This window comes from Aeromonas sp. DNP9, from assembly GCF_001728955.1.
GTDB classification, from domain to species: Bacteria; Pseudomonadota; Gammaproteobacteria; order Enterobacterales; family Aeromonadaceae; genus Aeromonas; species Aeromonas veronii.
In genome coordinates, this window is the sequence record NZ_LYSQ01000003.1 from 10458 (window position 1) to 22801 (window position 12344).

The 12344-nt window shown below is 59.8% G+C and carries 5 protein-coding genes; 3 read left to right on the plus strand and 2 right to left on the minus strand.

Annotated features, from left to right (window positions below; genetic code table 11):
- Window positions 1–117: 117 nt before the first annotated feature.
- From recC to recD, 3 genes are read left to right on the plus strand one after another with little or no spacing between them, the layout of a single operon-like run.
- A complete protein-coding gene (gene recC, locus A9G06_RS02260) occupies window positions 118–3471 on the plus strand; it encodes an exodeoxyribonuclease V subunit gamma (RefSeq protein WP_069554140.1) in 3354 nt (1117 codons plus the stop codon).
- Window positions 3471–7079, plus strand: a complete 3609-nt coding sequence (gene recB / locus A9G06_RS02265) for an exodeoxyribonuclease V subunit beta (protein ID WP_069554141.1) — start codon at window positions 3471–3473, stop codon at window positions 7077–7079. Before recC ends, recB begins: the two co-directional genes overlap by 1 nt.
- Window positions 7076–9139 carry an exodeoxyribonuclease V subunit alpha gene (recD, locus tag A9G06_RS02270; RefSeq protein WP_069554142.1) on the plus strand — a complete coding sequence of 688 codons (2064 nt, stop codon included), beginning with the start codon at window positions 7076–7078 and terminating at the stop codon, window positions 9137–9139. Before recB ends, recD begins: the two co-directional genes overlap by 4 nt.
- A gap of 276 nt (window positions 9140–9415) precedes the next feature.
- Here recD and A9G06_RS02275 read toward each other — a convergent pair whose 3' ends face one another.
- Both A9G06_RS02275 and A9G06_RS02280 read right to left on the minus strand, forming a co-directional pair.
- Entirely contained in the window at window positions 9416–10021 is a 606-nt protein-coding gene (locus A9G06_RS02275) for a DUF6338 family protein (RefSeq protein WP_069554143.1), read from the minus strand.
- Between the two features lie 584 nt (window positions 10022–10605).
- Window positions 10606–11892 carry a patatin-like phospholipase family protein gene (locus A9G06_RS02280; RefSeq protein WP_069554144.1) on the minus strand — a complete coding sequence of 429 codons (1287 nt, stop codon included), beginning with the start codon at window positions 11890–11892 and terminating at the stop codon, window positions 10606–10608.
- Between the last annotated feature and the right edge of the window lie 452 nt (window positions 11893–12344).

Sequence of the window (12344 nt, forward strand, 5' to 3'; positions counted from 1 at the left end):
GCCACAAGTGCCTTTTGCATCTTATCCCCCGATCCCCGACAATTCCCTCTCTTGTGAAGTGACGGAAATGGCTCGCCTTTTCCCTCGCCCCCTCTCATCCACAGGCGGGAATTGCTCATGTTTACCCTCTACCACTCCAATCAGCTGGATCTGCTCAAAGAGCTGCTGGTGAGCCGCATCCGGCAGGCCCCTCTCTCTCACCCCTTCGATCGGGAGCAGATCCTGGTGCAGAGTCCGGGCATGGCCCAGTGGCTCAAGCTGGAGCTGGCCAAGGCCTTCGGCATCGCCGCCAATATCGATTTTCCGCTGCCCGCCAGCTTTATCTGGGAGATGTTCACCCGGGTGCTGGCGGATGTGCCGCGCCAGAGCCCCTACAACAAGGGATCCATGAGCTGGCAGCTGATGACCATTCTGCCTGCCTTGCTGGATCGCCCCGCCTTTGCCCCGCTCGCCGCCTATCTGGGCGGTGGAGAGGACGAGGATCCCGCCCAGGATCCCGAGCAGGTGCGGCTGTGGCAGCTCTGCCAGAAGGTAGCGGATCTCTTTGACCAGTATCTGGTCTACCGGCCGGACTGGATCGCCCGTTGGGAAGAGGGGGAAGGATTGAGTCAGGAGCTGGCCGGGGTGAGCGGTCAGGATTGGCAGCCCGAACTGTGGCGCGAGCTGGTGGCTCGCACCCTGGCGCTCTCTCCGAGCGGTTACCACCGTGCCAACCTCTACGAGGAGTTTATCCACGAGCTGGCGCGTACCGCCGATCTGCCGGGCAAGCTGCCGCAGCGGGTCTTCGTGTTTGGCATCTCGGCGCTGCCGCCGCGCTATGTGGAGGCGCTGCTGGCCCTCGGCAGTCGGCCGGAGGTGGAGGTGCACCTGTTCGTCACCAACCCCTGCCGCTACTACTGGGGGGATCTGCTGGACAGAAAAACCCTGGCGCGCCTCGAAAACAAGCTTAAACCCGGCACCGATATCGAGACATTGCAGGGCCCCGCCAACCCGCTACTCGCCTCCATGGGCAAGTTGGGGCGCGACTACCTGCATCAGCTGATGGAGCTGGAGGTGCCGCAAATCGAGGCCTTCGTCGATATCGACGAGGTTGATGGCAAGGGCAATATAAAGCTGCTGCATGCCATCCAGAAGGATGTGCTGGAGCTGGCCGAGCGAGGTGCCGGTCAGTTCGATCTCGACAGCAGCCATCACAAGAGCCCCATCGATCCGGCGGATGGATCCTTGCAGATCCATGCCTGCCACGGCCCGATGCGGGAGCTGGAAGTGCTGCACGACCGGCTGCTGGCGCTGTTCGAGCAGGATCCGTCCCTCACCCCGAAAGATGTGGTGGTGATGATGCCGGATGTGAACAGCTACGGCCCCTACATTCAGGCGGTGTTTGGCGCGCGCGGCCAGATCCCGTTTGCGGTCTCGGATCGGGCGGCGAGTCAGGAGAGCCCGCTGCTGCAAAGCTTCCTTGCCCTGCTCAGGCTGCCCAACGCCCGCTTCGGGGCGGGCGAGCTGCTCGCCATTCTCGAGGTGCCCGCGGTGCTGCGCCGCTTCGAGCTGGATGACGACGAGTTCAACCAGCTGCGGGTCTGGGTGCAGGAGACCGGCATCCGCTGGGGGCTGGACGACGGTTACCCCGTCCGTTTCGATCTGCCGCCCATGTCCGGCAACAGCTGGCTGTTCGGTCTGCGCCGCATGCTGCTCGGTTTCGCCATGGGGGATGGCGAGCCGGTGGCGGGCATCCTGCCTTACGCCGATATCGAGGGGCAGCAGGGGCTGGCGCTCGGCAAGCTCGCCTGGTTTGTCGATTCGCTGGCAGAATTCCTGCCCCGCCTGCAACAGGCGCAGCCGCTGGCCGAGTGGAACGCCTGCCTGCTGGCGCTGCTGGAGCGCTTCTATCTGGCTGACGAGGATGAAGAGCGTCAGCTTCAGCTGATTCGCAGCCAGCTGGCCGAGTGGCAGACCCGGCTTGGCGAGGCTCGCTTCGAGCAGCCCATTACCGCCGACCTGTTGCAGGACTACCTCGGCAGCGTGCTGGGGGAATCCCGCTCCAGCCAGCGCTTCCTCGCCGGTCAGGTCAACTTCTGCACCCTGATGCCGATGCGCTCTATCCCCTTCAAGCAGGTCTGCCTGCTCGGTATGAACGACGGCGTCTACCCGCGCACCCTGGCTCCCATGGGGTTCGATCTGATGGCGGTGGCGTCGCGGCGCGGGGATCGCTCCCGTCGCGATGATGACCGCTACCTCTTCCTCGAGGCGCTGTTGAGTGCCCAGCAGGGGCTCTATATCAGCTATCAGGGCTTCAGCGCGCAGGACAACAGCGACAAGGTGCCCTCGGTGCTGCTGGCGGAGCTGATCGACTATGTGCGGCAGGGCTTCGTGTTGGCGGGGGATGAGGATCTCGACGACGAAACCTCCGGCAAGCGGTTGCTCAACCACCTGATGGTGGCGCACCCGCTCACCCCCTACAGTCGCGACTACTTCTACCCGGCGGCGGGTTCACGCCTCTTTACCTATGCTGCCGACTGGCTGCCCGCTCTCAATCCGGTGCGCGGCGCGGCCAACTTCCAGAGCGGCGAGCTGCCTTTACCTCCCGAATGGGGCAAGGAGCAGGGGCTGGAGCTGGCGGAGCTGCTGCGCTTCTATCGCCAGCCCACCAAATATTTCCTCAACCGTCGCCTCAAGGTGTGGTTTGAACTGAACGAAGCCAACATCGAGGACAGCGAGCCGTTCGAGCTGGATGGCCTGCAACATTATCAGCTGAAAGATCTGCTGCTCGATGCCCATCTGGCGGAAGGTGAAAGTACCGAGCGGCGCGAGCGGTTGCAGCTCACCGGCCTGCTGCCGCAAGGGTGGTTTGGCAGCCTGCTGCTGGACGATCTGGATGCCGAGATGGGCAAGCTGGCGGATCGGTTACGGCCCTGGGTGGCGGCCAATGAGGCAGAAAAACAGGCGGTGGAGATCGATATCTCCCTCACTCAGGGCCAGCTGCAAGGGTGGATCGACACCCAGAAGGGGCGCTTGCTGGTGGTCAAACCCGGCAGCTTCAACGGCAAGGATCTGCTGCTGGGCTGGATCCAGCACCTCTGCCTCTCATTGAGTGGCGCCCCCGGTGACACCCTGCTGTTCGATGCCAAACAGAGTCTGCGCCTGCCAGCACTCGCTGCCGACGAGGCGCGCCCCAAGCTGGCGGCGCTGGTGGCGTGCTGGGCGCAGGGGATGAAGCGGCCGCTGCCGTTTTTCCCCAACACCGCCTGGGATTGGCTCAAGGCGATCGAGAAGGATCCCGACAAGCCGGAGGCGGCCGACAAGGCGGCCCTCACCCGTTTCAACGGCGGCTGGATGATCAATGGGGAGGGGCAAGATCCTTACGTCGCCCGCTGCTTCCCCGAACTCGATGACGAGGTGCTGGGTCAGTTGCAGGCGCTGGCTCGCGAACACCTGACCCCGCTGCTCAAGACCCTGGAGGAGCTGAAATAATGGCTAACCCGCTCAATACATTGCGTTTTCCCCTCCATGGTGAACGACTGATCGAAGCCTCCGCCGGTACCGGCAAGACCTACACCATCGCCGGTCTCTACCTGCGCCTGCTGCTGGGCCACGGCCCGCTCATTGAAGAGGGGGCCGATGCCGGTCAGCCGAGCGCCCACGAGCGGCCGCTCTCGGTGACCGAAATTCTGGTAGTGACCTTTACCGAAGCGGCCACCGCCGAGCTGCGCGGGCGGATCCGCGGTCGCATCCACGAGGCTCGGCTCGCCTTTATGCGCGGTGAGAGCAATGATGCCCTGCTGGCCCAACTGCTAGCCGAGGTGGAGGATCACGAATTGGCGGCCCGTCGCCTGCTGGCTGCCGAGCGCCAGATGGACGAGGCGGCGGTCTTTACCATCCACGGCTTCTGCCAGCGGATGCTGAAACAGAACGCCTTCGAGTCGGGTGCCCTCTTTGAAACCGAATTTCTTACCGACGACGGCCAGCTCAGGCTGCAGGCGGTGAGCGACTACTGGCGCGCCGAGTTCTATCCGGTGGATAAAGCCCTCGCCAGCGCGGTGCGTGCGCTCTGGCCGAGCCCCGCCGCCCTGCTGCGGGAAATGGGCAGCTGGCTCGACAACAGCGAGCTGGAGATCCACCCCGCGTTGGGGGACGAGACCCTCGCCGCCCGCCATCAGGCCGCCATGAGTCGCATCGCGGCGGTGAAGAGCGAATGGCTGGCGCAGACGGACGAGATCCGCCGCCAGACCGACGGGCAAGTAAGCCGCTACACAGGCAAGAACTACGAAGGGTGGCTTGCCAAGATAGCCGACTGGGCACAGGACGAGAGCAGTGGCTACGCCATTCCCAAGGAGCTGGAGCGCTTCGGCCAGACAGTGCTGGAGGAGAACCTCAAGAAGGGGGGCGCGGTGCCGACCCTGCCACTGTTCGGCCAGATCGATGAACTGCTGGCGAGCCGCCCCGGTATCCGGGATCTCATCCTGCAACGGGCCGCCAAAGTAGTGCGCAGCCGGATGCAGGCCAGCAAGCGGCAAGCCCATCAGCTCTCGTTCGATGACCTGCTCAAAGATCTCGACGGGGCGCTCGGCTCAAGCCTTGGCGAGCGGCTCTGCGAGCGCATTCGCGCCACCTACAGGGTGGCGATGATCGACGAATTTCAGGATACCGATCCCCAGCAGTACCGCATCTTCCATCGCCTCTACGGTGGCCACACCGACACGGCGCTGCTGATGATCGGTGACCCCAAGCAGGCCATCTACGGCTTTCGCGGCGCCGACATCTTTACCTACATTCAGGCTCGGCGAAATGTGAGCGCCCACTACACCCTCGGGCGCAACTGGCGCTCCAGCAGTGCGCTGGTGGGGGCGGTCAACGGCCTGTTCGAGCGGGCCAAGGATCCCTTTATCTACGAGGCGGATATCCCCTTCCTGCCGGTGGAGGCGCAGGGCAAGAGCAAGGCGCTGCAGCTCGATGGCGTTACCGCCCCTGTGCTCCACTGCTGGCAGCTGACCGGCCAGCCTACCTTCAACCGGGGGGATTACCAGAGCAAGATGGCCCGCGCCACCGCCGCCGAGATCCACCGCCTGCTGACCCTGGCCCGCGAGGGTAAGGCGCTGATCGGTGATCAGGCGGTGAAGGCCGGGGATATCGCCGTGCTGGTACGCACCGGCGCCGAGGGCAAGCTGGTGCAGCAGGAGCTGGCGCGCCTCGCCATCGCCTCCGTCTATCTGTCGAACCGCGAGAGCGTGCTGGAGCAGGTGGAGGCGCGGGAGATCCTGCTGATTTTGCACGCCTGTCAGAACCCGAGCGAAGAGCGCAGCCTGCGGGCCGCGCTCGCCACCGGCCTGTTTGATTTGGATGCCAAGGCGCTCGATGGGCTGGCCAGCGACGAGCGGGCGTGGGAGAGCGCGGTGCAGGAGTTTATGGAGTACCGCAAGATCTGGCATCGCCGCGGCGTGCTGGCGATGCTGCGGGCCCTGCTGCACCGGCGCAATCTCGCCTCTTCGCTTTTGGCGAGCCCCTATGGCGAGCGGCGGCTGACCAACTTCCTCCATCTTGGCGAGCTGCTGCAACAGGTGAGCAGCGAGCTGGACGGGGAGTATGCGCTGCTGCGCTGGTTGGGGGAGGCGGTGAGCCGCCCCAACGGGCAGGATGCGGAGCAGGTACTGCGGCTCGAATCCGAGCGGAAATTGGTGCAGATCGTCACCATCCACAAATCCAAGGGGCTGGAGTACCCGCTGGTGTTCCTGCCCTTTATCTGCAGCCACAGAACCGCCGAGACCCCGCTCTATCACGAGGCGGACGAGGCGGGCAATCGCACCATTCTCGATCTGACCGGCGCCGAGGGCTCCCTGGCAGAAGCCGATCGCGAGCGCCTTGCCGAAGATTTGCGGCTGCTCTATGTGGCGCTGACCCGGGGCGTCTACGCCACCTGGCTGGGGCTGGCGCCGGTGCGGGCGGGGGCGGGCAAGTCGGAGAAGACCGATCTGCACCACACCGCCATCGGCTACCTGCTGCAAAAGGGTGAAGAGGGGGATGCGCAGACGCTGGCGACCGCGCTGACCGAGCTGGCGCAGGCGCTGCCCGGGGTGGCCGTCGGTGAGCCCTCGCTCACCCGTCCGGCCCCGCTGCCGCCAGAAGAGGAGCAGTTGGGCGAGCCGCAGGTGCGCCACTTTAGCGGTTCCCTTGAGCGGGACTGGTGGATCAGCTCCTACTCCGGGCTGGCGGCGCAGGGTCATGGTCACAGCAAAGGTGTCTTGGCCAACCCCGGCTTCGATGACGAGGTGGTGACCGAGGCGGCCGCGCTGGCTTCCGAGCAACCGGAGGAGGCTCCCCAGCCCTCCATCTTCACCTTCCCGAAGGGGGCGCGCCCCGGCACCTTGCTGCACAGCCTGTTCGAGACCATCGATTTTCAGAGCGCCGCTGGCGAGCCGTTGGCAGAGCATATCGCCGCGCTGTTGGCGCAAGACGGCTTCGACGAGAGCTGGGCCCCGGTGCTGCAACAGCATGTAGAGGCGGTGCTGGATACCCCGCTGGATACGGGCTTTGGCGAGCCGGTGCGGCTGCGGGATCTGGCCCCCGAGCGCAAACAGGTGGAGCTGGAGTTCTTCCTGCCCATGGGACGGGTGACGGCACCGGCGCTGACCGCCCTCTGCCAGCAGCACGACCCGTTGTCGCGGGGCAACAAGCCGCTCAGCTTTGCCACCGTGCAGGGGATGCTCAAGGGCTTTATCGATCTGGTGTTCGAGTGGCAGGGGCGCTGGTATCTGCTCGACTACAAATCCAACCACCTCGGCATGAGCCCCGCCGATTACAGCCGTCCGGCGCTGGAGCGGGCGATGGCCGAGCACCGCTACGACCTGCAATACCAGCTCTACTCGCTGGCGCTGCACCGGCTGCTCACCCTGCGCCTGCCGGGCTACGACTTCGAGCAGCACTTTGGCGGGGTCTTCTATCTGTTCCTGCGCGGCATGCCGCAGGGGGGCATTTTCCATACCCGCCCGAGCCGTGAACTGGTGCTGGGGCTGGATGAGTTGTTTAGAAACGGTGATCGCTCTGGCGGTGTTTCATCAGCAGAATTAAACGAGGTAGAGGCATGAGCGGCACCATGATCAGCACCGCAGCCAGCGCAATGATGGTTGAACGGTTGAAAATACTGGCGCTGGCTGGCCGTATCCGCCAGCTGGATCTGCAATTTGCCCGGCTGGTGGCAGACCTTGGCGGCAGCCCCGAGCTGGTGCTGGGGGCGGCGCTTGCCTGCTTCGAGCTGGGGCGCGGCCATGTCTGTTTGCCGCTGGAGATGCTCATCGCCGGATCCCTGCGCCCGTTCGGGCTGGATCCCCAGCAGAGCCGGGATCTGTTGGCTGATCTGGCGGATCCTGCCCGCTGGCCCGCTCTGTTTGCGGCTAGTCCCTTGGTTGGAACCGAGCAGGATGAGGGGCTCGCCCCGCGCTGGCCGCTGCGGCTGTGGCACGGTCGGCTCTACCTCACTCGCTACCACAATCACGAGCAGGGGGTGGCCCGCCATCTGCGCGCTTTGAGTGAACGCGCCGAATGGCCGGAGATAGCCCCGGCCCTGTCGCGCCTCTTTGCCCGCGACTACGGCTTGGTGTTCGCGGCGCTGCTCAAGGCCCGCCTCGCGCCGGACTTCTCGGCCCGCCACTTTATCGAGAAGTATCTCGATCTGGTGTTCCCCAATGAAGTGGATTGGCCCGCCATCGAAGGGCTGCTCGCCAGCGCCCAGGCGGCGAGCGACTTGAGCAAACTGGATGCGCTGGTGCCCGAGGCTCTCTGCTGCAACGGCCAGAAGCTGGCGGCGGCCACCGCGGCGGCGCGCCCCTTTGCGGTGATCTCCGGTGGCCCCGGCACCGGCAAGACCACTACGGTCGCCAAACTGCTCGCCATTCTGGTGGAGACCGGCCTGCAAGCAGGCAAGGCGCCGGCGATCCGGCTGGTGGCTCCCACCGGCAAGGCGGCGGCGCGCCTCACCGAGAGTATCGGTTCTGCCCTGCAGGCCCTCGATCTGCCCCCCGAGTGGGTGGAGGCGATCCCTACCGAAGCGGGCACCTTGCACCGGCTGCTCGGGGTGATCCCTGGGCGCAGCCAGTTCCGCCACCACGCTGGCAACCCGCTGCACCTTGACTTGCTGGTGGTGGATGAGGCCTCCATGGTTGACCTGCCGATGATGGCGCGCCTGCTCGATGCGCTGCCGAGCCACGCCCGCCTGATCCTGCTCGGCGACAAGGATCAGCTCGCCTCGGTGGAGGCGGGGGCCGTGCTCGGCGATATCTGCAGCTTTATCGAACAGGGCATCAGCCCGGCGCAGGCGGATTGGCTCTCCCGCCAGACCGGCTACCGCTTGCAGGGCACGCCCGCGGGGGCACCGGTGCGCGACAGCCTCTGTTTGCTGGCCAAGAGCTGGCGCTTTGATCAGCACTCCGGCATCGGCCAGCTGGCACGCGCCTGCAATAGCGGCGATGCCACGGCGGTGGAGGCGGTCTGGGGTATGGGCTTTAGCGATATCAGCCTGCACCCCTGGGCGGGGGAAGCCTACGATGCCCTGATTGCCCGGGGGGTAGCCGGTTACGGCAGTTATCTGCAGGCGGCCCGCGCCGGGGAGGCGCCCGCCGCCGTATTCAAGGCATTCAACAGCTTCCAGATCCTCTGCGCCCTGCGCGACGGCCCGTTCGGGGTGCTGGGGCTTAATGAACGGCTGGAACTGGCCCTGTCACGGGCCGGGCTGATTGCCCGCGATGGCGACTGGTATGCAGGTCGCCCGGTGATGGTGGTGCGCAACGACCACGGCGTCGGCCTCTACAACGGCGATATGGGGCTCTGCCTGCCCGATGAAAGCGGGCGGCTCAAGGTATGGTTTGAGCAGCCGGATGGCACCCTGCGTGCCCTGTTGCCCAGCCGGCTGCCGCCCCACGAGACGGTCTACGCCATGACCATCCACAAATCCCAGGGCTCGGAGTTTGCCCATACCGTGCTGGTGTTGCCCGACAGCCCCAGCCCGCTGCTGACCCGCGAGCTGGTCTATACCGGCATCACCCGCGCCAAGGCGCGCCTCGATCTCTACGGCGATCGCGCCCTGCTGGCACAAGCGGTGCGGAAAAAGACCGAGCGTTATTCCGGTTTGGCGGAGAGGTTGGGGGAGTGATTGTGTTTAGCAGGCATAATTGCCTGCTAAACACATAATTGAAGTTAATTTTTTTTAGGTGGTGGCGGTGGGGTTGGCGATGGTTTTTCATATCTTGTTGGGGGTGGTGGATTTCTACTGTTCTTTTGTGTATCTGGGCCTGGATATGTTCTCTTATCAGACATAAATCACCATCACTTTTTGGTTGGAGTTGGAGGGGTTGGTGTTGGTTTAGGTTTTACGTAATTTAATGGTGGTGGTGGGTTTTTGCCGGACTTTTCAATAGGCTTTTTATTCTCATTGCTCATCAGAATTACCCTCCTTCAAAAATTCAACGAATTCTATTTCTTCGGCTTTGATTACTATGTATTGTGCGCTCAACATAGGTATATATTCACCTTGTTCTGATATCCACTCTGGATTTTGTAAAACAATATGACCTTTGGATGGATCTGATGGCCATACACTAGGCCAACCAAAAATTCTTCGCCCATCCTTTAGATCTAATATTACAAAAGATGTTACGCTATTAAATATGTCTTCCCACTCACTATTAAATGATGACTGGTTGGTTATCTTTAATTTTTGTAGGAGTCCATGAAATTTAGAGTTGTTTGTGTAATAAGAGAGAACCAAGCCCAACAGAAATGCAATGATGATAGATGTTGCCAGCTCTTTCCCAGCAGACCATTCAAAAAATTTATAAAATCCACCAATGTAGATTGTTATCTCTTTGAATAAATCTGAAAGAACCTTAACCAATAGTGTGAAAATCAAAGCTTGTATTACTCTTTCGAACTGAGACTGTTTGGGGTATGCAGTTAATGCGTGGAAAACCCAAGCAGTTAAAAATCCAGGTAATAATTGCCTCAATAACTCTAGTAGCTCCGAACTGAAATCCATATTTTAAAACTCTTGGCCATATAGTGGTTTTTTATGATTGATTTATAAGGCGGTATCACCAAAAAACGCTTAGTGAGTCAATGCGTATTTAGATGGAAATGTAAAATTTCCTTCTCTTACATGCGGTCAACATAATAACTTGCGCATTATATATATCTTGTATGTTGGGCTTCGCAGGCTCAGCACCAACCTACCGATTGTGTAGGTTGTGGCTGAGCGTAGCGAAGCCCAACGTTTACCGCGTAATCTCATTTTTCCTGCCCCTTATCCCCAGCCCTTCTCCTCCTTTTCTAATAAATGGGAGAAGGGAGTAATGCCGTTACCGCTGTCCGATTACGCTTCGCTAATCGAACCTACACGGCTGAAGATCATATTACCGGTGCCGCATTCCCTCTCCCTCCGGGAGAGGGCAGGGTGAGGGGGGCGAGTTGCCCCAATTCCCATTTCGTAAAATCGGGTAGGGTGCAATGAACAGCGTGCATTGCACCGCGCATCTTTATCTGCCGACAAGGTGCAAGGGCGTATGCTTGCCCCCTGCTACCATTGGCCCTCACCTCGGGTATAGGGTGAAGAACATCGATTTATTACAAGCTGGAATCCAACTTTTTACTGCGGATATCCTTGTAGCCATGCCAATCAAATGTATGGAGGAAGCCAATCGCTGTGTCCACCCCCATCTGAAAGAGCAATAATTTTGTCTCATCACTCATGTTAAAGTCCAGCCAGTTGATCTTTTTGGTGTCGATATAGCTTATCAATTTCGAAAAATCAGGGTTGTTATTAATGAACTCTCTATCCAGGGTATGCCTGGCCGTGTCTATGATCCGCGAAATCAGATCGAAACCATTATTGATGTTATGGCTGAAAATATCGAGTTGCAACTTGACGCCAAAAGTCGGTCTGCTTGGGATCGCCTTGTGGTTATGGAACACATCGATGGGGAAGTTCGATACCATACCGCCATCAACAAATACAAAATTGTCAGGAGGGAATTGGTCACTGGTGAGCGTTGAGTCGTTTAAATAGGTTTGCCAGCGTTTTTTTCTGGCATCACTGAATGGCATGGCGGGGATCTTGACTGGCTTGAAAAAGCCGGGAATGGACATCGAACATCTTGCATAGTCAGCAGGATGCACATTTGCCGGATTTTCCCAGTATAACTCTGCCATTTGTGGGAACAATGCTCGTGATTCGGTTGAGACATCGGAGGCGACAAGGCATAAATAATTGTTAGCCGGGTTTAAAGGTGTGAGTTGCTGGCGCTCTTTGAACGGATTATCTCTCAAGGTCCAGCCTGCAGGAGTGGTGCCCATTCGATTTTTCAGCAACTGGGTCGTGGGTACGCCAAGGTGGTCAAGATGCTCCTTCACCCACTGATGGAATACGTCCCCCCGGTTCAGCCCCATTATTTCTTTGAAATTGTCAACGATCTGCAGGCCTTTGACGACATTCCAAAATGACAGTATGTTATCTGCGTTCACCATGGCGTTGACGAACTCTTGCGCATCTTTGTCACCTTCTTTTTTGCCATCGACAAATGATGCCATGGGCATATTGGCGACCAGCTCAATTAATTTGGTCACTTTGGCATGCTCAGGCTGGTCCAGCGCAGCTAAAAACAGGGCGGTGATCGAGCCTGCCGATGTCCCTCCGATGCTACAAAATCTCAAACCGACGCGCTCCAGAACATACACATATCCCAGCAGTGCAATGCCGAGAACGCCACCACCCTCCATGACTATATCAATATATTGATGGCCATTTTTATCAATGCAGTCGCTGTAGATTTTTTGATTTAAATGCAGTTGTGTTATTTTCTGTGAAAGATCTTTTTCTACGTGGTTGATAAAGTCTTGATAACTTAATGTCATATATCCTCCCTGAAAAATATCACCAGATGGTTGATTAAATAACAGCAGCTAAATTATAGGCCCTACTAGGGTGGTAATAATTAAATGTATTGATTTTGTCGGGTGGGTCTCACAATATATGATGGTGGTGATTCATGCCATAGGGTATCTTTTATATTGGGTTGTTCTGAACTCGGCATTTACCATGCAATCTCTTTTTCTGCCCTCTGTTTTTCTCCGGTCTTTTTATCAATAAACGGAAGCAATGGCACTTCCTCTGAGCTGTTTCCTGCCACTGGTTTGTCAGTCAGTTGTTGGGTTGATTGGTGTAGCGTAACCGGGCGTTCATGCCATCAGCCATTCCCCCATTACCAACGCTATATCCCTAGCTATCTCCCTTTGGGAGAGGGTGAGGGGAGCGGGTTGGCACAATATGCTGCACTTGGTCCCCCCTCTTGCGCCGCCCGATTATT